Raw genomic sequence first — 24266 nt, forward strand, 5'->3', positions numbered from 1 at the left:
TTATCCCCGTCCCTTTGCGTTCCAGCGCCGCAGCGTCAGCGAATTACCAACAACCGAGACGGAGCTTAGCGCCATCGCCGCACCGGCAATCGCCGGGCTTAGAATGCCGAGGGCCGCCAATGGCACCCCGACCACGTTATAGGCAAAGGCCCAAAACAGGTTCTGGGCGATCTTGCGCCGGGTCGCGATGGAAATATCAATCGCTGCGGATACCAGCGCCGGGTCAGAGCGCATCAGGGTAATGCCCGCTGTTTCCATGGCAACATCCGTCCCACCGCCCATGGCAATGCCGACATCGGCTGCGGCCAGTGCGGGGGCATCATTGATGCCATCGCCGACCATGGCGACATGACGGCCTTCCTTGCGGAGTTTTTCGACCTCAAGCGCCTTGTCCTGCGGGCGAATGCGACCCTCACCGCGTTCCAGGCCCAGTTCACGCGCCACGTGGCTTGCCACATCCTGACTGTCGCCAGACAGCATGATCGATGCGATGCCGCGTGCCTTGAGGTCGGCAATCGCCTGTTTGGCATTTTCGCGAATGCGATCTTCAAGTGTCATGTAACCGGCAAAGCTGCCATCAATGGCAATCAGGATGACGGTGCGTCCCTCGCCCTCATGCTTATTGATCGCCTGCGCGATATCATCTGCAGGCAGATCAATGCTCTGATCGCTTAGAAGCGCTTCGGAGCCAACAACCACCTTGCGGCCATCCACCTCGGCCATGACACCAGCACCGGTTTTGCCCTTGAAGTTGTTGATATCTGAAAGTTCCTGACCCTCATCCCGGGCCAGCGAGACAATGGCGCGCGCCAGCGGATGTTCGCTCGCCGCCTGAACGGCTGCTGTCAGGCGAAGCAGGTCGTTGCGATCCATACCATTGACGGCTTCGACATCGCGTACCGCCGGGGTGCCTTCGGTGAGCGTGCCGGTCTTATCGAAAATGACGGTATCGACGTTATGGGCCTGCTCCAGGGCATCGAAGTTGCGGATCAGAATGCCGTTGCGCGCGGCACTTCCCGTCCCGGCAACAAGGGCGGTTGGCGTGGCAAGGCCCAGCGCACAGGGACATGCAATCACCAGAACCGACACGGCCGCAACAATAGAGGCCTCTGCGCCAAAGCCGGTAAACAACCAAGCTGCCAAGGTCAGCAGTGCGATACCGACCACAACCGGGACAAACACAGCGGAGACACGGTCAACAAGCTTCTGAACCGGCGCCTTGCCTGTCTGGGCCTGTTCGACCAGACGAATGATGCGCGAAAGTGTTGTGTAATCACCAACAGCCCGGACTTCAATATCCAGACGGCCAGTGCCATTAACCGCACCGCCAACAACCGCGTCGCCTGGCATACGGGCGACAGGGCGGGTTTCACCAGTGATCAGGCTTTCATCAAGTTCACTGTCACCGGCCCGCACCGTGCCATCGACCGGCAGACGTTCACCGGGCAGCACGCGCACAATATCCCCGACCGAAAGGCTTTCGACGGCGACATCCTGTTCGCCTTCGCCCTCGACCAGTTTGCGCGCGCGCCGCGGACGGAGCGCCATCAGTTCACGGATGGCGGCTGATGCACCGCGTTTGGCGCGTTCTTCCATGATCTTGCCGGCAAGGATCAGGGTGACAATCGCCGCCGAGGCCTCGAAATACAGGTGAGTCTGACCAGCATTGGCCGTGATCATGTTATAGACGGAAAGGAAATAGGCAGCAGACGTCCCAAGGGCGACCAGCACATCCATATTGGCACTGCGATGACGAAGGGCTGCAAACGCGCCCTTATAGAACCGCGCCCCGATATAGAACTGCACCGGTGTTGCCAGAACCAGTTCCACCCAAGCCGGCAGGTGGTAGTTCACACCAAGGTTCATCCAGACCATCTGCAGAACCAGCGGCGCGGTCAGCAGTGCCGAGACCGCCAGCAGGATCAGGGATTTGTCGGTTTTCCTGTTGGCATTACTGTCCGCGCCTTCCTCACCAGAAGCATCAGATGCCGGACCGTTGCGCGAGGTTGCGTGATATCCGGCATCCTCGATTGCCTTGATCACGCGGGCATCATTGACGCTATCGGACACGGCCGAGACATCTGCACGCTCAAGGGCGAAATTGACGCTGGCTGTTGAAACACCTGGCAAGGCTGCCAGGGCCTTTTCCACCCGCAGCGCACAGTTGGCACAGGACATGCCTTCGACATCAAAGGACAGCTGATTTTCGACAACGCTGTAACCGGCATCATTGACGGCCTTTGCCAGGCTCGCCGCGTCGGTCTTGCTGCGATCAAAATGAACATTGGCCGAATTCAGGGCGAAGTTCACCGATGCTTCGGACACGCCATCAACTGCCGCCAGCGCCTTTTCAACGCGCCCGGCGCAGTTCGCGCAGGTCATGCCTTCGATCTGGAAGCTTACATCGTCATCATTTGCGGCCGCAGTTCCGGCGGAAGCGCCTCCAGCGCCGCCAGTTGGGGCATCGATTTGGTCGGTCCGGCTATCCATTTCACGTTACCTCAATGCAGGAGTCTTTTTAAGATATGGGCGAACATAGAGCTTCCAGCAACTGGAAGGTCAAGCCGAAAAGACTCAGCGATGGAAAACCGCTGGAAACCGCCAATCAAGCAACAAAAAAGCCCCGGAACCAATCCGGGGCTTTTGATAGATCAAATATCTGCAATCAGCCGTGCGGGGTGGGCTCACCGGCAGCACGGAACTGAATGTAGTTCGGCAGGCCCATCATATCGATCAGGCGGATCTGCTGTTCGATCCAGTAAGCGTGATCTTCCTCGCTGTCATCAAGCAGCCCGACCAGCATCTGGCGGGTCTGGAAATCGTCTTCTGCCTCGGCAATCTTGATCGCCTTTTTCAGAAGATTGATTACATGATATTCGTGTTCGAGATCGTTTTTCATCATCTCGGGCACGGTTTTGCCGATCTTGATCGGCTCGCGCGAGGCGGTGTCGGGCACACCTTCAAGGAACAGGATACGCTCAATCAGACGCTTTGCGTGTTCAAGCTCCTCGTCCTTTTCGTGGTGCATGCGCTCATACAGCGAATGCAGGCCCCAGTCGGCATACATTTCAGCATGCGTGTTGTACTGATCCGCCGCGGACAGTTCGGCAGTGAGCTGTTTGTTCAGCGCGGCGATGACCTTTTTACTACCCTTCATGGTGTAATACTCCTGATCTGATTAATCGCCGTCGCCTGAACGGCTCTGGATAAAGTTTGCAATCCCGACATTTTCGAGCTGCCATTCTTCGGTCTCAAGCCAATCGACGTGCTCTTCCTGATCTTCAAGGAATTTCACAAGCAGGTCGCGGGTCACAAAGTCCTCGGCCTTTTCGCAGGCGGTGATGGCTTCGCGCAGCAGCGGCAGAGACGCCAGTTCAAATTTCATGTCACAACTGATGATCTCTTCGACGTTTTCGCCGATCATCAGTTTGTTGAGGTTCTGGAGGTTGGGAAGACCTTCGAGGAACAGAATGCGCTCAATCGTGTCGTCGGCGCGTTTCATTTCCTTGATCGAGAGCTTGTACTCATACTCGCCCATTTCTTCCACGCCCCAGTCCCGCAGCATTCTGGCATGCAGGAAATACTGGTTAATCGCAGTCAACTGGTTGGTCAGAATGCGATTAAGGTATGTGATGATCTTGGGATCACCTTTCATCATGGCTCTCCTGATGGTTGGGCTATGCAGATAGTGGGAATCCACCTTCTGCGTTTCAAGGGAAAAACGCGCCTTTGATTACCATTATCAACAATTTAGCCGATTTTTCCGAAATTTGCCACTTGCTCTGAATGACTGAAAATCATTCGCACGGATTTCGCTGAGAATGAAAATCGGTTCGCCCAATTTGACCTTCGCAAAGATCCTTTGCCCGCATGTTTTCGTACGACTCGTAACTGCCGTTCAATCGATTGAAGCAAAACATGAAGCGCCGCTTTCAAACCATTCGTTTCGTCCTTGGTGATCAACTCACCCCCGGGCTTTCAAGCCTTTCAGATGCCGATCCCGACCGTGACCTGATCGTCATGGCCGAACCGCGCAATGAAGCAACATACGTCCCCCATCATCGACAGAAGATCGTGATGATCCTGTCGGCAATGCGTCATTTCGCCGATGAGCTCCGCGATCAGGGTTTTGAGGTTGCGTACTTCGATTATCAGGACCGCCCGGTAACGTCGTTTACCGAGGCGCTTAAAGCTGCGATTGACGCGCATGACATCCAGCATGCCGTCATCACCCAGCCCGGTGAATGGCGGGTAAAGCACGAAATCGAAAGCTGGTCCGAGAAGCTTGGCGTATCAGTAGATATCCGCCCCGATGATCGGTTCTTTGCGCCGCTTGCAGCGTTTGAGGATTTTGCCAAGGACCGCAAGGAACTGCGGATGGAGTATTTCTATCGCGGTTTACGGCGTGAAACCGGCATTCTGATGGAGCCCGATGGCAAACCGGTTGGCGGGCAATGGAACTTTGATCACGATAACCGCAAACGCCTGCCCGATGACGTCACGCCACCCGCACCCAAGACCTTTGCGCCAGACAAGATCACGCAAGCGTTGCTTGATCGTGCGATGGATGACTTTCCCGATGCGCTGGGCGATGTTGCCACCTTTGGCTGGCCGGTGACGCGCAAGGATGCCTTGATAGCCCTTGATCAGTTCATCACGCACCGATTGCCATGCTTTGGCGATTATCAGGATGCGATGACGGTCAAAAGTGCGACGCTGTATCACTCGCTGATCAGCCCGTGCATCAATATCGGGCTTTTGCTGCCCGATGAGGTCTGTCGCGCAGCCGAGAAGGCCTATCATGAGGGCAAGGCGCCCTTGAATGCCGTCGAAGGGTTTATTCGCCAGATCCTTGGCTGGCGGGAATATGTCCGCGGTCTTTACTGGTATCTTGGCCCGGATTACGGCAGCGGCAATCATTTCAAGGCAAGACGTCCCCTGCCCGGGTTCTTCTGGGACGGGGATGTGCCGATGAAGTGCCTGAAACAGGCGATTGGCGAAACGCTTGAAAATGCCTACGCCCATCATATCCAGCGACTGATGGTAATCGGCAATTTCGCCTTGCTTGCCGGGCTTGATCCCAAGGAAGTCTGTGACTGGTATCTGGCTGTCTATATCGATGCGTTTGAATGGGTCGAGCTTCCCAACACGTTCGGCATGGCGCTTTATGCCGATGGTGGCAAAATGGCCTCGAAACCCTATGCTGCGAGTGGCAAATATATCGACCGCATGTCGGATTATTGTCAGGGCTGCCAATTTAATCCGCGCAAGAATACCGGCACGGACGCCTGCCCGTTTAATGCGCTTTATTGGCATTTCATGGATCGCAATGCCGATAAGCTTGGCAACAATCCGCGCCTTGGCATGCCCTATCGCAACTGGGCACGCATGAAGGACGATAACAAGCGTGAGCTGATTAATCAGGCGGAAGCGTTTTTAAGCAAGCTTGACGATGGTAAGCTTGATACCAGCCCGGCCCAGGCTGATCTGTTCTGACGATCTGATCGCAAACAGCTGTCGCCCAGAAACACAAAAAGCCGGACAAGGTCCGGCTTTAGCATTGGCAATCCCGATTGACGGGTGCCTATATGGTGCGAGCGTTATGCAATCGCGTCACGAGCTGCTTTACGAGCAACGTCTTTGATCTGCCACGGGGAAATCCCGACATCATCAAGATCGCGCTTATCAAGACCGTAAAGTTCATTCGCAACCGAGCGTGCATAGGCCCAACGGCGAACAGCAACAAGAATACTGGACAGGAACATGTTGAACCTCCTTGGGTTACAAATTCGAATGCTGCCTTGAAGAAGATCTCCAACTGTCTGGCGCATTCACTGGCTTGCTTCGCGTTGCAATATGTCGAAATTGCATTTGATCCTCAACCACCAAAACATGCATATCATCTGTGCCATTTATTCACAGATGAACACTTCCTCGCCGAACATAGCCGACAATCCGTGGCTGATAAGGCAGTTAAGTCTGATGTTTTGAGTTGAATTGTGCCTGAGCGGGAATGCTGCAATGCAATGTTTCACCTGCATTCCAGCCGAAACCGCCTACCCTGATCCCGACCCTAATCCTTGGCTTCAGAAGCCGGCGCAAAAGGCAAAGCAGATTCAAGGGCATGTACGGTGAGTGGTTCGGCAACACCTTTGACCGCGAAGTCACCGCAACAGACCGTCGGCTCTGAGATGTGGCTTGCCAGCACGTCAGACATCAATAAGGGCGTGCCAATTTGTTTGGTCAGGCTTTCAAGCCGGGCAGTACGATTGACCGCCACCCCCATGACAGTGAAATCAAGCCGGTGCGTACCCCCGACATTGCCATAGACCACTTCGCCGTAATGAAGCCCGACACCAAAACGCAGTGATGGCAAACCGCCCTTTGATCGGTCTTTATTGACCTTGGCGAGATCCGCAAGCGCGGCCTTCGCCGCACGCAGGGCGTTTTCGCAGACGGTTTCAGCGGTCTGATCGTTTTCCTGGGCAAAGACAATCAACATTGCATCGCCGACAAACCGCAAAATCTCCCCGCCATGGGCGCGCACCGCACGTTCGACCGTTTCGAAATAAACATTGAGACTATCAAGGAGCTGTTCGACCGACAGGGTTTCGGTCAGCACGGTGAAATCGCGCACATCACTAAACCAGAGAGCCGCGCGAATGGTCTCCCCGTCACCACGGCGAATATGGCCATGCATGACGCGCGCACCGGTCCGCTCGCCAAGATAGGTATCAAGCAAGGAATGCTCGATCCGTTTGGTGACATGAAGTTCAAGCACCACACCGATATGATCAAGCAACCCGTCAAAACAGGTGATTTCGGTATCGTCAAACCCATCAGACTGATCGGTTGCGATGGTCAGTACACACCAGCGACCGCCACTAAAGCGCACACGGGTACAATAATAATCGGTCAGCCCCATCCCGATCAGTTCGCCCACCAGCGGGTGATGATCGGCCGGATTGACCTTGGCCAGATGAATGCGTACCGGCCCACCATGTAGGTTCACATCTTCGACCGGACTTCCGATATAGGATCCGCTTTCGTGAATGCCGTGGCTTGCTTCCCACAAATGCGCCCCATGTTCGCGATCCCAGGTAAAGGACCAGACAGCAACTTGCGGATGAAGGGCCTGCATCGAGCAGCGCATGCGTGCAATGTGAAAGCCGTTCGCGTTGACCTGTTTCATCAACCCGTCAAAGAAGGCATTCGGATCCTCAAGAAACCGGCCTTCTTTGGCAATCCAGTTGATAACAGGCACATTATTCCACATATCCGGGCCTTATTCCCCTTTGATCATGCAACAATCAGGACGGAATTCCATACATTCATTCCAATCGGTCACAGCTTTAATGCACACAAACGTGCTAATTGTTTTTGCTGCCCTGCAATATAGTTAGCCAGTATATTACCAAATTTGTAACAGTTTGTTTCAGTTCGCAATCTGGAAACGCCCTGTTACAGTTTTGTGGATGCATTGTGCCCCCTCTCGCAGCATGTTGTCGCTGCAAATGGTTAAAAGCCAGGGAGGAAACCTAGATGTATCTGCGCAAAACCATCCTCGCCACTGGTGTGGCGTTTTCTGCACTCGCGACTGCAAGCTTTGCTCATGCCGAGCCGACCGCTGAAGTTCTGCACTGGTGGACTTCGGGCGGCGAAGCAAAAGCTGTCGCTTCCCTTAAAGAAGATTTTGAAGCCAATGGCGGCACCTGGGTTGATAGCCCGGTCGCTGGTGGCGCTGGCGATGCAGCCATGACCGTTCTGCGTTCGCGCGTTCTGTCGGGCGATGCACCGGCTGCTGTTCAGCTTAAAGGCCCGGCCATTCAGGAATGGGCTGAAGAAGGCGCACTTGCCGATCTGAATGATGTTGCTGCTGCTGAAGGTTGGGATGACGTTATCCCGGCTGCGATCCAGGACGTCATGAAGTATGAAGGCGATTATGTTGCTGTTCCGGTAAACGTTCACCGCGTTGACTGGATCTGGGCAAACCCGGCCCTTCTGGCAAAAGTTGGTGCCGATTCTGCACCGACCACCTGGGACGAGTTCAACGCCCTTGCTGACAAACTGCAGGCTGCTGGCATCACGCCGGTTGCTCATGGTGGTCAGCCGTGGCAGGACGCAACCGTGTTCGAGACCGTTGTTCTTGGTCTTGGCGGCCCGGAATTCTTCCAGAAAGCCCTGATTGACCTCGACGAAGACGCGCTGAAATCCGACACCATGAAAGCGGTGTTTGACCAGATGCGTAAAATCCGCGGTTATGTCGATGCCGACTTCCCGGGTCGTGACTGGAACCTTGCAACCGCAATGGTCATGAATGGCGAAGCCGCCATGCAGATCATGGGTGACTGGGCAAAAGGCGAATTCCTTGCCGCTGGTAAAGTACCGGGCAAAGACTTCATCTGTGCGGCCACCCCGTCCGAACACGGCTACCTGTTTAACGTTGACAGCTTTGCCATGTTCAACGTTTCGGGTGACGACAAGGTCGCAGGCCAGAAACTGCTTGCCGAACTTATCGTTGGCGAGAAGTTCCAGGAAACCTTCAACCTTCTCAAAGGTTCGATCCCGGCACGTTCTGGTGTATCGCTCGACAAGTTCGACGATTGCGCCAAGAAATCCGAAGCTGACCTCGAAGCAGCTCAGGAAGCTGGTGGCTTCCTTCCGTCCATGGCACATGGCATGGCCCTTCGCGGTCACCTCGCCGGTGCGATCGTTGACGTTGTCACCGCACACTTCAACTCCGACATGTCGTCTGACGAAGCCGTCTCGCGCCTGGTCGAAGCAGTTGAACTGGCCAAAGACTAATCTCATCTGATCAGTACACACTGAAATATGAGCACATTGCAGGCCCCGGATTTTCCGGGGCCTGTTTCCCTCTACTTTAACTTTTGAGGCAAAGGTTATGGGGGCTTCTCAAAGCACCGAAAGCAACCTGACGGCCAGCATCCAGCGTCATCTGTCAAAGATCGTTGTTGCGCCGTCCTTTGCTGCGTCCCTGTTTTTCGTCTACGGGTTCATCCTGTGGACCGGCTATATGGCGTTTTCCAAGTCGCGCATGCTTCCCTCATGGGATTGGGCAGGCCTGCGACAGTATGAACGCCTGTGGCAGATGGAACGCTGGCATGTTGCCATTGAAAACCTGTTGGTGTTTGGCGGTCTGTTTATTGTGACCTGCCTGATCATCGGGTGCCTTCTGGCAGTTCTTCTGGATCAGCGTATTCGCGCCGAAGGCGCACTTCGCACGATCTTCCTTTATCCGATGGCCCTGTCCTTCATCGTGACGGGTACTGTCTGGAAATGGCTTCTTAATCCGGGCCTTGGCCTTGAAAGCATGATGCATGATCTTGGCTGGACGAGCTTCAAGTTCGACTGGCTGGTCAATTCGGACATGGCGATCTACACGGTTGTGATCGCAGCTGTCTGGCAGGCATCGGGCTTTGTCATGGCAATGTTCCTTGCGGCATTGCGCGGCGTCGATCAGGACATCATTCGCGCAGCCTATATGGACGGTGCCAGCCTGCCCCGCATCTATTTCGGCATTATCATTCCGTCGATCCGCCCCGTCTTCCTGAGTGCGATCGTCGTTCTGGCCCACCTTGCGGTCAAAAGCTTTGACCTTGTCATCGCGCTTACCGGTGGTGGCCCGGGATATTCGTCCGATCTTCCGGCAACCTTCATGTACACGATGGCCTTCCAGCGTAACCAGCTTGGTGTCGGTGCGGCCAGTGCGATGATGATGCTGGCGACCGTTATGGCAATCATCGTGCCGTATCTGTATTCCGAACTGCGCGGAGGCAAGAAAAATGGCTGATATTCAGACCTACAGCCACGACGCAGGCTGGAAACATACTGTTCTGCGCGGGTTGCTTTATCTCGTTCTGATCCTGTTTGCGGCCTATTACCTTTTCCCGCTGATCGTCATGATTGCGACCTCATTGAAGTCGCTCGACGAAATTCGTGAAGGGTCGCTGATTTCGCTGCCGCGTGTGGTGACGTTTGATGCATGGAACTATGCATGGAACGAAGCCTGCGTCGGTGTCGAATGTACCGGGATCAAAATCTATTTCTGGAACTCGGTCAAAATGGCGATCCCCGCCGTTCTGATTTCGACCTTCCTTGGTGCGATCAACGGATATGCCCTGACCAAGTGGCGGTTCAAGGGGGCGAACATCGTCTTTGCCCTGCTGCTGTTTGGTTGCTTCATTCCGTTCCAGGTCGTGCTGCTGCCGATGTCACAGGTTCTTGGCAAGCTTGGTCTTGCAAGCTCCACCCCTGGCCTTGTTCTGGTCCATGTGGTTTACGGCCTGTGCTTCACCACCCTGTTCTTCCGGAACTACTATGTTTCGATCCCGGATGAACTGGTCAAGGCAGCCACCATTGACGGTGCCGGGTTCTTCACCATTTTCTGGCGCATCATTCTGCCGATCTCAACCCCGATCATCGTGGTTTCGGTCATTTGGCAGTTCACCCAGATCTGGAATGACTTCCTGTTCGGCGCGTCGTTTGCCTCTGGCGACAATGCACCGATGACCGTCGCACTCAACAATATCGTCAACACCACGACCGGCGTGAAACAGTACAACGTCGATATGGCGGCAGCATTGCTGACCGGCCTTCCGACGCTGCTGGTTTATGTCCTCGCAGGCAAATACTTCGTCCGCGGCCTGACCGCCGGTTCGGTGAAGGGATAAGCAAATGGCATCACTCACCCTCGATAAAGTTCGCAAGGCATTCGGCCCTGTCGAAGTTCTCAAGGAAATCAATCTGGCGATCGACGATGGCGAGTTTCTCGTCCTTGTCGGCCCGTCGGGTTGCGGTAAATCGACACTTCTGAACCTGATTGCTGGCCTTGAAAGTGCCACGGACGGAGAAATCCGCATCGGGGATCGCGTCATCAACGACGTCCATCCCAAAGACCGTAACATCGCCATGGTGTTCCAGTCCTATGCGCTTTACCCGAACATGACAGTGCGCAAGAACATCACCTTTGGCCTCGAAATTCGTGGCGTTTCCAATCAGGAACGCGACAAGGCCGTGGCCGATGTTGCCAAACTGCTTCAGATCGAAGCGCTTCTGGATCGTAAACCGTCCCAGCTTTCGGGTGGTCAGCGTCAGCGTGTTGCCATGGGCCGTGCGCTTGTGCGTGATCCGGATATCTTCCTGTTTGACGAACCGCTTTCCAACCTGGATGCGAAACTGCGTGTCGACATGCGCACCGAAATCAAGAAGCTCCATCAGCGTCTTGGCTCGACCATTGTGTATGTTACCCACGACCAGATCGAAGCCATGACCCTGGCCTCGCGCATTGCGGTGATGAAGGACGGTATCCTGCAGCAGTTCGATACGCCGCAGAATATCTATGAACGTCCGAACAACATGTTTGTTGCCGGCTTCATTGGTTCACCGTCGATGAACTTCATCAATGCGACGCTGAGCGAAGACAACGGCAAGCTGGCTGTCACCATTCCGCGTGATGGCGATCCGATTGTCCTGCCGCTGTTTGAAGCACCGGAAAGCTATCATGGCTATGTCGGCAAGGATGTCGTGTTCGGCATTCGCCCTGAAGCCCTGACCCACAAACGTACCGGTTCGGACGAGCCGGGCAGCCAGTATGTCAATTTCGAGAGCAAGGTTGAAGTGATCGAACCGACCGGTGCCGACACCATGACCGTGATCGAAATCGCTGGTAAGGAAATCGTCGCGCGCGTCCGTCCGGACCGTCAGCCGACACCGGGCGAGAGCATGACGTTCTCGGCCGACATGTCTCAGATCAGTCTGTTTGACCCGGATACCGAGTTGCGGATCTGATCTGATTGGCGGGTGGTTCTGGGGGCCACCCGCCATTCTTCTTTTTGGGCCCTGCCCTTTGCGATGCCGTCTGGTAAGAACCTAGACCCGACGCGGCAGGGACACGATCACTTCCAGACCTTTTCCCGGCATATTGCGCAGTTCGATGCGCCCGTCATGGGCATCAATCACGGTTTTGACGATCGAAAGCCCAAGGCCACTGCCCCCGGTACTGCGTGCCCGCGACCCTTCCACACGATAGAACGGCAAGAACACCTTGTCCTGATGCTCAATCGGGATGCCTGGCCCTTCGTCGCGAATGGTGACGAGGACATTATCGGCCGTTGCTTCGAGGCTGACATTGGCGCGATGGCCATATTTCAGGGCATTTTCAATCAGGTTGGTGAAAGCGCGCTTTAACGTGCCCGGGCGGCACGACAGTCGGATGCTGCGTTTGCCACCAAAGCTATGGGGTTCATCCCCGCCGCCGAACACGGTATGGACAGAACTGAACTGTAACGGTTGCGGCCCGGCAAAGCTCACCGGACGGCCGAGATCGGCATAATCATCACAGATGGCTTCCAGCACGGAGACGAAATCGACCGTGCGTTCTTCTTCCTTGGCGATCCAGTCACCGAGGAAATCAAGCGCGTCATTGAGAAGACTGTCCATTTCATCAAGATCACGCAGCACAGTCTCACGCAGTTCATCATTTTCAATGAACTCGGCGCGCAAACGCAGACGCGTGCTTGGTGTGCGCAAATCGTGCGAAATGGCGGCCAGCATCCGGGTGCGATCGCCCAGCATCCGTGAAATGCGTTCACGCAGATCGTTGTAGGCCGCCGCCATCGACCGGGCCTCAGTCGGGCCGCGCTCCTCGACGGGCGGGCCGCTGACCTCATCCCCGTGATCGATAATCGCACGTGTCAGTCGTTTGAAGGGGCCAGCCAGAAGGTCTGCAAGCCCGGCAAACACCACAAGGACAGCCGCCACCCCCATCAGGAACATCAGGAAGACAAGCGACGGCGATGCGTAATTCGCCCAAAGCTCGTCATGGCTGACCAGAATGCGCTTTCCCGATGGCATCAGGATTTCGACCTGTGCCTCCAACCCAAGACGGGCGATTTCGCGCGACAGTTCGGCAAAGAACAGGCTGGGGTTTTCGGTGGCCTCGATGATGCCGCGTTGCTCGGAACTCAGCCGCCCGCGTTCGAAATGCACTTTGACCGAGGTCGGCCAGCCGGTATTGGCCAGGCGTGCGGGCATGGCAATGTGCTGGGCAGGACGCGAAAACAACAAAAGCGTGCCCAGATCATCGGGCGGCAGGATGCGCATTGTCATGCCGTCACGCGCAGCTATATCGACAATGTTTTCCTCAAATTCCGGGTTTTCGGCGATCCGGACCAGTTCGCGGATGGTAAAGCCCAGCGTATAGGCGCGGCCAATGCGCTCGTCCCGTTCGATGACGTAATAGGATGCCATGGCGCTGAGCACAGCAATGATCAGCCCGCCCAGCATCATCAGGATAAAGATACGCCCGCCCAGCGTGCGCGGCTTGTAGCGACGCAGATAATTGCTGAAATTTGCGAACATATCGGCCATCGGTCGGCCTAAATTGTTTGGGTGTCAGCGCAGAACTGATACCCGATGCCGCGCACTGTCTTGATCAGCTTCGGGTTCTTGGCGTCTTTTTCGATCTTGCGGCGCAGGCGGCTGATCTGGATATCAATGCTGCGATCAAACGGAAGCGAGCTTTGCCCGCGGACAATATCAACAAGCTGTTCTCGCGACAGCGCCCGCTTGTTGTTCTTGACCAGTGCCAGAAGTAACGAAAACTCACCAGTCGAAAGGTGCACGGCGACATTATCGGCATCGCGCAATTCGCGGGACCCGATATCAAGCGTCCATTCACCGAATATGATCTTCTGCGCGGGGGTGACATCGTTATTGGACGGGCCGACTGTGCCGGTTTCAAAGCGGCGGAAAACAGCACGAATACGTGCCAGCAATTCACGCGGATTGAACGGCTTGGTCAGATAGTCATCCGCACCCAGTTCAAGGCCCAGAATACGATCGGTATCCTCGCCAACGGCAGTCAGCATGACAATCGGCACCTTGGACGTGCGCCGGACATCGCGACACAGCGCAAAGCCGTCCTCGCCCGGCAACATGATATCAAGAATCACCAGATCGATTTTCCAGTCACGCAAGGCACGGTGCATTTCATTGCCGTCAGAGACGGTGGTAATGCGAAACCCGTGTTGCAGCAGGAACTTTTTCAAAAGCTTCTGGATTTCCTGATCGTCATCAACGACCAGAATATGTGGTTCACGTCGCGTCGTCAGTGTCCCGAACTCCCCTGATTTTTCGGCCATGTCCCTGACCGTGGCCGGAGTTTAGTCTATATCGACAACGGTTTGAACCATTTTACCATGTGGTGTTCAAACCCACGCGAATACACCCGTTTCACCAATTTTCTTGGGCCTCGCACTGCTCCAAATCCGGTCTGGCACCGTATGACTTTGAAACACCCAAAGCCGAATTCGGTACGGATAAGTCAGGAGCGACACATGCCAAGAACCTCGAACGTCAATATTGCCGTGATTGGTGCCGGGATGGCGGGCCTTAAGGCGGCCAGCACCTTGCACCGCACTGGCATCAACGTGACCGTGCTTGAAAAGAGCCGTGGGCTTGGCGGACGTCTGGCGTCGCGGCGGACCGAGTTCGGGCATTTCAATCACGGGGCGCAATATGTCACGGCGCGCCATCCGGGGTTCAATGCCTTCCTGCAAGAAGCAACCGAGTTCAACGCCGCACAGAACTGGTCGCCCAATTTGCATCGCGGCACTTCGGCACCGACCAGTTCGTCCGGAACGGGTGCAGCCCTGTCACCGATTGCACGCCATGTCGGCAACCTTGCCGAGGAAGCCTGGTATCAGGGCGCGCCGCAGATGAACAAGCTGATCCGCCCACTGGTTGACAGTTTCCCGATCCAGAAGCAGCACCGCATCATCGGGATCGAGCCGGCTACTGCGCAGAGCTTCATGCTCCATGACGATCTGGACGGTTCATACGGCCCGTTTGACGGCGTAATCGTGACAGCCCCTGCCCCCCAGGCGGCAGAACTTTTGCGACCACTCGCACCGCGCTTCGGCCCGATTGACGAGGTTATCATGGCACCGTGCTGGGCAGTGATGGCGGCGTTTGAAAAGCCGCTTCCGACAGGGTTTGATGCGATGCTGTATCCCAGTAGCGAAATCAGCTGGGCTGCGCGCAGCACGCAAAGCAATGACATGTTCCATCGCCGTACGCCCGATCCATGGGTCCTGCATGCCAGCCCGGAATGGTCGCGCGCCCATCTGGAAGATGACAAGGAACGCGTGATTGAAAAGCTTCTGGCAGCACTGCGTGATGTCAGTAGCGTCAAACTTCCCGAACTCCATTCGGTGCAGGCCCATCGCTGGCGCTATGCCCGAACCGAAGTGCCGTTGGGCAAAAGCCAACTGAATGGCATGAATGGCCGGGTGATCGCGGCGGGTGACTGGTGCCTTGGCGCACGGGTTGAATCCGCCTGGCGCAGTGGCCAGTCGGCTGCTCACACAATGATCGAAACCCTGCTTGGATAAACCAAAAACCTGATCGCACCGAAATGCCCAAAAATGCCAACGGACATCGCCGTGGCAAAGCCCATCTGCCACAGAAAACCTGCGTGATTTGTGCGCGACCGTTTAACTGGCGGCGCAAATGGAAGGATTGCTGGGACGCGGTTCAGTATTGCTCAGAGCGGTGCCGTCGGCAGCGAAAGCAGGCTGCGAAACCCGCAATTCAGGGGCGTGCATCATGATGTTTGATCAGGTCGATGAAGATCAGCCGACATATGCCATTCTGCGCCAGCGGGTGATTGATATGGCAATCCAGCGCGGCGTGGAGAAAACCATCTGCCCGTCCGAAGTTGCCAAGTCATTCGGGTCCTACTGGCGCGATCTGATTCCGCGCGTGCATCAGGTGGCAGATCAGCTCTGTGCCGAGGGCAAACTGACATTTGAAAAGGGCGGCATCAGCTATGGCCAACACCGCCCTTCGGGTCATTATCGATTGCGCATCGTCCCGGAAAAGGACGATTGATCGGCCCTAGCCGCGCAAGGCATGCAGGCGTTTGATCAGGCCCGCGGTCGATGCATCGCGGGATCCTGCGTCTTCCTTGCCCTCAACCATGGGAAGCAGTTCCTTGGCAAGCTGTTTGCCAAGCTCTACCCCCCACTGGTCATAGGAATTGACGTTCCAGATGATGCCCTGAACAAAGATTTTATGTTCATACATCGCGACCAGGCGGCCAAGGGTGAATGGATCAAGCTGCTTATAGAGGATCATGGTGCTGGGCTTGTTGCCATCAAACACCTTTTGCGGTGCGAGCACATCGATCTCGGCCGGGCTCAGATCGCTGCCTGAAAACTCTTCACGGACTTCGGCCTCTGTCTTGCCACGCATCAATGCTTCGGCCTGCGCCAGGCAGTTTGAGACAAGCTTGTCATGATGGTTGGCCAACGGATGCAGCGCATTGGCAGCGACAATGAAATCAACCGGGATCAGTTCGGTGCCCTGATGGATCAGCTGATAGAACGCGTGCTGGCCGTTTGTGCCGGGCTCGCCCCAGATGATCGGGCCGGTTTCATAGGCAATCGGTTTGCCATCCCGGGTAACCGACTTGCCGTTACTTTCCATATCGGCCTGCTGCAGATAGGCCGGAAGACGCGACAGATGCTGATCATAAGGCAGGATCGCCTGGCTCGATGCGCCCAGCACATTGCGATACCAAACGCCGATCAAACCAAGGATCATTGGAATATTGGTTTCAATCGGTGCGGTTTTGAAGTGGTTATCCATCGACTGCGCACCGCGCAGCAATTCTTCGAACTTGTCATACCCGACGGCGAGAATGATCGGCAGCCCAATCGCCGACCACAGGCTGTAACGACCGCCAACCCAGTCCCAGAAACCAAACGCATTGTCGGTATCAATGCCAAATGCCGCGACCTTGTCGAGTGCGGTTGAAACCGCAACGAAATGCTTGGCGACGGCAGCTTCGTCTTTCAGCATACCAACCAGCCAATCGCGCGCCGAATAGGCGTTGGTCAGCGTCTCGTCGGTCGTGAAGGTCTTCGATGCGATGATGAAAAGGGTTGTTTCCGCATCGAGGAACTTCAGCGTATCGACAATATGCGCGCCATCAACGTTGGACACGAAATGGCAGCGAATGCCATCAATGTGGTACGGACGAAGTGCTTCATTGACCATCACCGGGCCAAGGTCGGAGCCGCCAATACCGATATTGACGACATCGGTGATTTTCTTGCCGGTATGGCCCTTCCATTCGCCGGAATGTACGCGGGTAGCAAAGTCCTTGAGACGGCCGAGCACTTCCTTGACGGCGGGCATAACATCTTCGCCATCGACCTCGACCGGGCCACCATCAAGGTTACGAAGGGCGGTGTGCAGCACAGCGCGGTTTTCGGTGACATTGATCCGATCACCGGCAAACATCCGATCACGCCAGTCTTCGACATTGGCCGCCTTGGCAAGATCCACCAGAGCCGACATCACGTCATCGGTGATCAGGTTTTTGGAATAATCGACAAACAGGTCATTGAGGGCAGCACTATAGCGTTCAAACCGGGCAGGATCGTCGGCGAAGGCCTGACGCAGGTTGAGTTTTTCGGAAACCTCCGCGCCCAGTTGATCGAGTTTTTCCCAACTTGCAGTCATTTTATCAGCAGACATACCACCCTCGGCCCATTCAAATTCATTCATAACAATACGGTGCTATGGCACAAAGCCTAGCACGCGTTTCAAACCATGTGTGGGACAGTTTGCGGAATGTCGCGGGCTATGGATATGGGGTCCTGATGCCGCGACACTCCTATTCCTAGCGGCTTAGCGCGCCGAAAGAAAGTCTTCGACTTCTTTTTCGGTCGGCAATGCGTTGATCGCCCCGCGCTTGGTTGCCGTGATCGCCCCAACCGCGTTGGCAAAGCGGCACGCTGCCGCAAGCTTGTCCTCGGAACCAAGAAGTTCCGGATCGTTTAGCAAGCGCGACAGGAAGCCAGCGGTGCAGCCATCCCCTGCCCCGGTCGCATCGACCGCGGTGATTTCAAAGGACGGCACAAAGCCATCGAAGTTCGGCGTGATATAGCGCGATCCCTTGGGACCATAGGTCACAATCATCGCACGCCACTGATCACACCACAGATCCTTGATGCCTTCTTCAAGGTCGTCCTTGCCCGAGACAAAGGTGATTTCCTCGTCCGACATCTTGACGACATCGGCCTGACTGATCGCAAGGCGCAGGATTTCCCGGGCCTTTTCTTCGCTTGGCCAAAGCGGCAGGCGCAGGTTCGGATCACAGGAAATGATCGCCCCGTTTTCGCGCGCGATCTTGATCGCCTCAAGCGTTGCAGCACGCGGGTCATCATCGATCATGCAGAGCGTTCCGTAATGGAACAGATCGGTTGATTTCAGCATGTCCTGATCAAGATCAGCAATGCTGAGCAACATGTCGGCTGACGGGCTGCGATAGAAGGAAAATTCACGTTCACCGTCTGCGCGCAGCGAGACAAAGGCAAGCCCGGTCAACGCTTCTTTGGTGAGCACAATGCCCGACGTATCGACATCATCGGCCTTAAGCGTATCGACCAGAAAATGGCCAAAGGAATCATCGCCGAGTTTACCGATAAAGCCGGTTTCAATTCCAAGACGCTGCAGGCACACAGCCGCATTTCCCGGCGCACCGCCGGCGGCCTTGGCAAAGGCCGGGGCATCGGCAAGACCGGTTCCGGTCACCGTCGGAACAAAATCAATCAGCAGTTCCCCAAGACAAACAGCTTTGGCTGTCATGACGTTTCTCCGTTCGGAAAGTCCGCAAATTGGCGGACTGATATTATGTGGTCTGTGGGACCCACCGCCTTTTAAATCGATTCAATTGCGCACGCAAACCAAAACCCGATCAATTGCGTGCGCAAGAACCATCACGCAGTTTGCTTGCCAAGCGCACGGCCAAATTCGATCTCGCGCACGCGTTCCAGTTCCGTCATCCAGCGTTCGAACATCGCATCGCGCTCAAGCTGAATTGCGTAGTGGCGATGAAGGGCTGCGGTCAGACGGCCTTCACGGCCCAGCAATTCATCGGCAAAGGCGATCATGACCGAGTTCGGCCAGGCGATCGGGCGCATTTCGCGAATGGTGGTAAAGATGCTGTCTTCGTCACGATCGGGTTCGCACTGCGCCATCAGCGTGATCATGGCTGCGGTCGAGCGTGAGACACCCATATGGCAATGCACCAGCAAATGCCCATCGCGGCGATCCGCACGGCTTTCGATCAGGGTTTCGCCGTAAGCAAGGATGCCTTCGACATCGGCCTTGGTCGGGGCCGGGCGACCTTCCTTGTCTTCAATCACGTCATGGAAGCGCAAAATGGTGCGTTCATGCGGGGCATAATTGCCAAAGATGGTCGGGTCTTCGCGTTCGGGATCAAGCACAGACAGGACATGGGTGACACCATGGCTGCGATGGGTGGGCAGCTCGTCGATGCCACAGATGGTCAGGCGCGAAATTGCGATTGGTTTCATTTTCTTGGTTTCCTGTCTTCGTTTCTTTTTCTGGCGGTATCAAAGCACAGGAAAATGAAAAAACAAGGGCCGGTATCGTTAAATGATACCGGCCCCAAAGATTTTCGATTTGAAATCGCAGATTACTTTGCGCGGTTAACCGCATGAATGTTCAGCATTTCCCACGCCATGGTCGCACCGGCAAGCGATGTGATGTCCGAAACATCATAGGGCGGGGAAACTTCAACCACGTCACTGCCGATCAGGTTCACATGCCCGGCAAGACCACGCAGGATCGAGACAGCCTGATGGCTGGTCAAGCCGCCCAGAACCGGCGTGCCGGTTCCCGGTGCGTAGCATGGATCAAGGCCATCAATGTCAAAGGTGATGTAGGCCGGGTTGTCACCCACGGTGGCCTTGATCTTTTCAACAATGGCATCAATCGACATCGACTGAACGTCCGGGCCATACAGGATGTTGAACCCGTGGGTGGATTCATTGTGGGTGCGAATGCCGACCTGAATGGATTTCGACGGATTGACGATGCCCTTTTTGGCGGCATGCCAGAACATGGTGCCATGATCGATACGATCACCGTCATCTTCCCAGGTATCGGAATGGGCATCAAACTGGATCAGCGAAATGCCATCGCCGTACTTTTCGGCATGGGCTTTCAGGATCGGATAGGTGATGAAGTGATCACCGCCAATCGTCAGCATTTTCGCACCGGACTGAACGATATCACGTGCGTGATCCTCGATCATTTCCGGCAGCTTTTCCGGATGGCCCGGATCAATGACCATGTCGCCATAATCAATCACGGCCATCTCGGCAAAGATATCGCGACCGGACGGGAAATGCGGCGCCCATGCAAGGTTGGTCGATGCACGACGCACACCTTGCGGGCCAAGACGCGTGCCCGGGCGGCTTGAGGTCGCCAGATCATAGGGAATGCCGGTCACCGCAACATCAATCCCGTTCAGATCACGGGAATAACGGCGACGCATAAACGACAGCGCACCGGAATACATCGGCTCGCTGGTGTTTTGATGCACGGATTTTGCCGTGAAGGCGTTATCACCACCCTTGGTATCAATGACCCCGGTGCTGCTCATGTCGTAATCCTTCCCAATTCCTTGTCCCGTTCCCGGACGCTGCCCATCAGCAGTCAACAGGAACTGGCCCCTCAACCGTTGCCAAGTGCAATCCAGGTTGATTTGACTTCACAATATTTGTCCAGCGCATGCAAGGAACGGTCACGTCCGGTGCCGGACTGTTTGTAACCGCCAAACGGCATGGTGATCGATCCACCGTCCCAGCAATTGACCCAGACAAGACCCGAACGCAGTTTCTTTGCGGTCAGATGTGCCTTGTTGATATCGCTCGTCCAGACGGCGGCTGCCAGACCATATGGCGTATCATTTGCGGTCTGAACAGCTTCTTTCCAGTCCTTGACCGAAATAACCGACAGTACCGGGCCAAAGATTTCTTCCTTGGCGATCGTCATGTCGTTCTTGATGCCATCAAAGACGGTCGGCTCGACATAATAGCCACCAGATTCGGTGCGAACCCGCTTGCCACCAGTGCGCAGAACGCCGCCTTCGCTGGAGCCCTTTTCGATATAGCCAAGAACGCGGTTCATCTGGCTTTCATCAACAATCGCGCCCATCTGGCTTTGCGGATCAAGTGGATCGCCCGGCTGCATTTTCGCACCAGCCGCAATGACTTTTTCGATGAATTCGTCCTTGATGCTTTCTTCGACAATCAGACGCGAACCAGCCGTACAGACCTCACCCTGGTTATAGAAGATACCACCCGCAGCAGCCGCTGCTGCTGCATCCATATCCGGGCAATCGGCCAGAACGATGTTCGGGCTTTTGCCACCGCATTCAAGCCAGACGCGCTTCATGTTCGACTGACCGGAATATTGCAAGAACAGCTTGCCGACTTCGCCAGAGCCAGTGAATGTTACGCAATCAACATCTTCATGCAGGCCAAGCGCCTTGCCCGCCGTCGGACCAAAGCCCGGAACAACGTTCAGAACACCTTCCGGAAGCCCTGCCTCAACTGCAATTTCCGCAACACGAAGAGCGGTCAGCGGTGATTGTTCCGCAGGCTTAAGGATGATGGAGTTCCCCATCGCCAGTGCCGGGCCAAGTTTCCAGACCGCCATCATCAGCGGGAAGTTCCATGGCACAACAGCGGCGACAACGCCAAGTGGTTCACGGGTGATCATGCCGATTTCATTCGGACCCGCCGGGGAGATTTCGTCATAGATCTTGTCGATCGCCTCGGCGTACCAGCGAATGCATTTGTAAGACAGCGGGATGTCATCGCGCGCTGCAAGCGTGATCGGCTTGCCCATATCAAGGCTTTCAAGCAAAGCCAGTTCAGCCGCGTTCTTTTCAAGCAGGTCGGCAAAATGCAGCAGGATCGCCTTGCGTTTTGCAGGGGCGGCTTCCGACCAGCTGCCCTTTTCAAACACGGCACGCGCAGAAGCCACCGCGCGGTTGACGTCTTCGACGTCGCATTCGGCAACCTTGGTCAGGACCGATCCGTCACGCGGGCTGATGCAATCAAATGTCTTGCCCGAGGCCGCATCAACATAGGCACCGTTGATGAAGGCCTTGTTGCGGAAATCAAGGGCTTTGGCCTGTGCGGTCAACTGTTCAAAATTCATCGGATTGGTCATCGCAAGTCTCCTGACGGATGGCGCGTTTGGATATCTTCAAGAATGATTGTGGCGCAGGGCAGCCTTACAGGCACCCTGCCCAAACGATCTGTCATCAATATGACGGAGGCGTCGCCGCACTGACGACTTCACATTCCCCGTCACCGACATTTCGAAAACGATGCGGAATTTCCGCATTGAAGTAATAGGCATCGCCGGGACCAAGCACCTTGACCCGTTCACCGACGGTGACTTCAAGCTTGCCACGGACAACAACACCGGCTTCCTCGCCCTTCTGGACAATCAGGTTGTCACCGGTATCCCCGCCCGCGGGGTATGTTTCATGCAGAACGCGCAGGTTACGGTCCTTGCGCGATGCCCCGACAAGACGCATCGACATCGTCCCATCAGAAAGTTCAACAAGGTCTTCTTTCCTGAAAAAGATTTCTTCACCGGTATCGAGATCGATGGTGAAGAAATCAATCAGGCTCATGGGAATGCCGGCCAGAACCTTTGCCAGACTATCAACAGACGGGCTGACCCGGTTCTGTTCAATCGTCGAGATCGTGCTGTTTGTCACCCCGGCACGGCGTGCCAGTTCACGTTGCGACAGCCCGTACATGCTGCGCACCGCCTTCAGACGATCCCCTACCTTTTGCGACATTCCCGTCTTTTCCCTATTGAACTTATTCTTGTTTTGTTTGGTTAGACCGCGTCGAGATACCAGCGATATTCAAGCTGAGTCACCTCAGCGAAGAATTCGTCATATTCGGCACGACGGCAGATATCAAAAACCTCGACAAAACGTTCGCCAAGATAGTCTTTGACGATATCGCCTTCGACAAACCGGTCGAGGGCAGAAATCATGCTGCGCGGGACGATCTTGCCACCATGCTGCTCATAGCCGTTACCAACCGTCGGCTCACCCGGATCAAGCTTGTTCTTAAGGCCGTAATGCATCCCGGCCAAAACACATGCCAGCACCAGATACGGGTTGGCATCTGCCCCCGACACACGGTGTTCAACACGCGCAGCCTTCGGGCTGCCTGCCGGAATACGAAGGGCCACGGTGCGGTTATTCAAACCCCAGTTCGGCGACATCGGCGCATAGGCCTTGTTCTGGAACCGGCGGAAGGAGTTCGGGTTGGGTGCAAAGATCGCCATGCTTTCAAACATGCTTTCCTGCAGGCCACCAATCGCAAAGCGCAGATTGTCCGAGACTTCCTCGCCGCCAACCGGTGACAGAACGTTGTTATCGTTCTCATCACGTAGCGACACATGGATATGCAGGCCATTGCCCGCCTGATCGGAATAAGGCTTTGCCATGAAGGTCGCGGTCACACCGTGATCCCAGGCAATACCCTTGACCACGCGCTTGAGCTGCATGGCGTGATCAGCAGCCAGCATCGGGTCGGTCACGTGACCAAGGTTGATTTCAAACTGCCCCGGGCCCGCTTCGGCAACGATGGTATCGGCCGGAATGCCCTGACGGTTAAGTTCGGCAACCGCATCATGCAGAACTTTTTCAAAATCCTCGATCTGTTGCAGGCCATAAACCTGCACACCATCAGATGCGATCCCGCCACCCAACGGCTGCGGCGGCAACGGTTCGGCGGTTTTTTCATTCTGATCGGCAAGATAAAATTCAAGCTCAAGTGCCACTGTCGGATAAAAACCGTCTGCGGCCATGCGATCAACGACGCCTTGCAAGACATTGCGCGGATCGGCAAAGAAGCGGGTGCCATCAAGGTTGTGCAGGCTCATCATCACCTGAGCCAACGGCAATTCACCATAAGGCACACGGCACAGGGTTCCCGGGATCGGTTTTGCCAGATTGTCCTGGTCACCGCTCGACCAAAGAAGGCCCGTACCTTCGGGGTTATCACCGGTAATATCCACCAGGCACATGGAGCCCGGCAGGGTTACACCCTCGGTAAAGCTTTTAAGGAATTTCTGTTTGCTGATTCGCTTGCCGCGAAACACGCCGTTAATGTCGGGAATGAGCAACTCAACAAGTTCGACATCCGGATTTTCTTCAAAGAAACGTTGGGCATCTGCCCTACTGTCTTCGACGAACGACTTGTTCATCGTCATATACTCCCAGAAAAGGCCTATTCTTAATCAGCTGGCATCGTGCCGCGCCGGATTGCCTCGGTCAAGCCCCTTCGTTCGATATATCGTGCAAATCGTGCAACGCACAATTTTCT

Annotated in this window: 22 protein-coding genes; 8 read left to right on the top strand and 14 right to left on the bottom strand. The window is 55.5% G+C overall.

Features of this window, described 5'->3' with window-relative positions:
• The 3 genes from UF64_RS01255 to bfr (UF64_RS01265) form a co-directional block, all read right to left on the bottom strand.
• Positions 1-2490, bottom strand: coding sequence for a heavy metal translocating P-type ATPase (locus UF64_RS01255; RefSeq protein WP_082049405.1), 2490 nt, complete (start codon positions 2488-2490; stop codon positions 1-3).
• Between the two features lie 175 nt (positions 2491-2665).
• Positions 2666-3157: a bacterioferritin gene (bfr, locus tag UF64_RS01260; protein WP_044826803.1), complete on the bottom strand. Its 492-nt coding sequence runs from the start codon at positions 3155-3157 to the stop codon at positions 2666-2668.
• A gap of 21 nt (positions 3158-3178) precedes the next feature.
• Positions 3179-3655 carry a bacterioferritin gene (gene bfr / locus UF64_RS01265; RefSeq protein WP_044826901.1) on the bottom strand — a complete coding sequence of 159 codons (477 nt, stop codon included), beginning with the start codon at positions 3653-3655 and terminating at the stop codon, positions 3179-3181.
• Between the two features lie 263 nt (positions 3656-3918).
• On the opposite strand from bfr (UF64_RS01265), the gene UF64_RS01270 reads away from it, so the two are divergent.
• A complete protein-coding gene (locus tag UF64_RS01270; RefSeq protein WP_044826902.1) occupies positions 3919-5496 on the top strand; it encodes a cryptochrome/photolyase family protein in 1578 nt (525 codons plus the stop codon).
• Between the two features lie 104 nt (positions 5497-5600).
• Here the strand turns inward: UF64_RS01270 and UF64_RS20070 are convergent, their stop codons facing one another.
• Both UF64_RS20070 and UF64_RS19560 read right to left on the bottom strand, forming a co-directional pair.
• Complete coding sequence (locus UF64_RS20070; RefSeq protein WP_152630572.1) at positions 5601-5765, bottom strand: DUF1127 domain-containing protein; 165 nt, start codon at positions 5763-5765, stop codon at positions 5601-5603.
• 308 nt (positions 5766-6073) lie between these two features.
• The gene (locus tag UF64_RS19560) at positions 6074-7264 is read right to left on the bottom strand and encodes an adenylate/guanylate cyclase domain-containing protein (protein ID WP_161794588.1); all 1191 of its coding nucleotides are present in this window, start codon (positions 7262-7264) and stop codon (positions 6074-6076) included.
• Positions 7265-7542: 278 nt separating this feature from the next.
• Between UF64_RS19560 and UF64_RS01280 the strand changes: the two genes are divergently transcribed.
• The 4 genes from UF64_RS01280 (at position 7543) to UF64_RS01295 (ending at position 11808) form a co-directional block, all read left to right on the top strand.
• On the top strand, positions 7543-8805 hold the full coding sequence (locus UF64_RS01280) for an ABC transporter substrate-binding protein (protein WP_044826804.1): 1263 nt from the start codon (positions 7543-7545) through the stop codon (positions 8803-8805).
• 97 nt (positions 8806-8902) lie between these two features.
• Entirely contained in the window at positions 8903-9811 is a 909-nt protein-coding gene (locus tag UF64_RS01285; RefSeq protein WP_044826805.1) for a carbohydrate ABC transporter permease, read from the top strand.
• Positions 9804-10691, top strand: a complete 888-nt coding sequence (locus tag UF64_RS01290) for a carbohydrate ABC transporter permease (RefSeq protein WP_044826806.1) — start codon at positions 9804-9806, stop codon at positions 10689-10691. The genes UF64_RS01285 and UF64_RS01290 overlap by 8 nt, the downstream gene beginning before the upstream one ends.
• A gap of 4 nt (positions 10692-10695) precedes the next feature.
• Positions 10696-11808 (top strand): ABC transporter ATP-binding protein, encoded by a 1113-nt coding sequence (locus tag UF64_RS01295; RefSeq protein WP_044826807.1) that lies wholly within the window; start codon positions 10696-10698, stop codon positions 11806-11808.
• 81 nt (positions 11809-11889) lie between these two features.
• Here the strand turns inward: UF64_RS01295 and UF64_RS01300 are convergent, their stop codons facing one another.
• Together UF64_RS01300 and UF64_RS01305 are read right to left on the bottom strand one after the other, a co-directional pair.
• The gene (locus UF64_RS01300; protein WP_044826808.1) at positions 11890-13389 is read right to left on the bottom strand and encodes a cell wall metabolism sensor histidine kinase WalK; all 1500 of its coding nucleotides are present in this window, start codon (positions 13387-13389) and stop codon (positions 11890-11892) included.
• A gap of 8 nt (positions 13390-13397) precedes the next feature.
• On the bottom strand, positions 13398-14162 hold the full coding sequence (locus UF64_RS01305) for a response regulator (RefSeq protein WP_044826809.1): 765 nt from the start codon (positions 14160-14162) through the stop codon (positions 13398-13400).
• A gap of 195 nt (positions 14163-14357) precedes the next feature.
• On the opposite strand from UF64_RS01305, the gene UF64_RS01310 reads away from it, so the two are divergent.
• Genes UF64_RS01310 through UF64_RS01315 form a run of 3 tightly spaced genes read left to right on the top strand, consistent with a single transcriptional unit; the run spans position 14358 to position 15912 of the window.
• Entirely contained in the window at positions 14358-15413 is a 1056-nt protein-coding gene (locus UF64_RS01310; RefSeq protein ID WP_044826810.1) for an NAD(P)/FAD-dependent oxidoreductase, read from the top strand.
• A gap of 23 nt (positions 15414-15436) precedes the next feature.
• Positions 15437-15631: a DUF2256 domain-containing protein gene (locus tag UF64_RS19835; protein WP_082049408.1), complete on the top strand. Its 195-nt coding sequence runs from the start codon at positions 15437-15439 to the stop codon at positions 15629-15631.
• Positions 15628-15912 (top strand): DUF3253 domain-containing protein, encoded by a 285-nt coding sequence (locus tag UF64_RS01315; protein WP_044826811.1) that lies wholly within the window; start codon positions 15628-15630, stop codon positions 15910-15912. Before UF64_RS19835 ends, UF64_RS01315 begins: the two co-directional genes overlap by 4 nt.
• 6 nt (positions 15913-15918) lie before the next feature.
• Here the strand turns inward: UF64_RS01315 and pgi are convergent, their stop codons facing one another.
• The 7 genes from pgi to UF64_RS01350 all read right to left on the bottom strand — a co-directional run bounded on the left by pgi (position 15919) and on the right by UF64_RS01350 (position 24147).
• Positions 15919-17565 carry a glucose-6-phosphate isomerase gene (gene pgi / locus UF64_RS01320; protein WP_044826904.1) on the bottom strand — a complete coding sequence of 549 codons (1647 nt, stop codon included), beginning with the start codon at positions 17563-17565 and terminating at the stop codon, positions 15919-15921.
• 153 nt (positions 17566-17718) lie between these two features.
• Positions 17719-18678, bottom strand: coding sequence for a PfkB family carbohydrate kinase (locus UF64_RS01325; protein ID WP_044826812.1), 960 nt, complete (start codon positions 18676-18678; stop codon positions 17719-17721).
• Between the two features lie 131 nt (positions 18679-18809).
• The gene (locus tag UF64_RS01330; protein WP_044826813.1) at positions 18810-19409 is read right to left on the bottom strand and encodes a tyrosine phosphatase family protein; all 600 of its coding nucleotides are present in this window, start codon (positions 19407-19409) and stop codon (positions 18810-18812) included.
• Between the two features lie 122 nt (positions 19410-19531).
• Positions 19532-20503 carry an agmatinase gene (speB, locus tag UF64_RS01335; protein ID WP_044826814.1) on the bottom strand — a complete coding sequence of 324 codons (972 nt, stop codon included), beginning with the start codon at positions 20501-20503 and terminating at the stop codon, positions 19532-19534.
• Between the two features lie 71 nt (positions 20504-20574).
• Positions 20575-22080 (bottom strand): aldehyde dehydrogenase, encoded by a 1506-nt coding sequence (locus UF64_RS01340; protein WP_044826815.1) that lies wholly within the window; start codon positions 22078-22080, stop codon positions 20575-20577.
• Positions 22081-22174: 94 nt separating this feature from the next.
• Positions 22175-22723, bottom strand: a complete 549-nt coding sequence (locus UF64_RS01345) for a cupin domain-containing protein (protein ID WP_044826816.1) — start codon at positions 22721-22723, stop codon at positions 22175-22177.
• Between the two features lie 41 nt (positions 22724-22764).
• On the bottom strand, positions 22765-24147 hold the full coding sequence (locus UF64_RS01350) for a glutamine synthetase family protein (RefSeq protein WP_052657399.1): 1383 nt from the start codon (positions 24145-24147) through the stop codon (positions 22765-22767).
• Positions 24148-24266 lie beyond the last annotated feature (119 nt).

It is taken from the genome of Thalassospira sp. HJ (genome assembly GCF_000948415.1).
Classification (GTDB): Bacteria; Pseudomonadota; Alphaproteobacteria; order Rhodospirillales; family Thalassospiraceae; genus Thalassospira.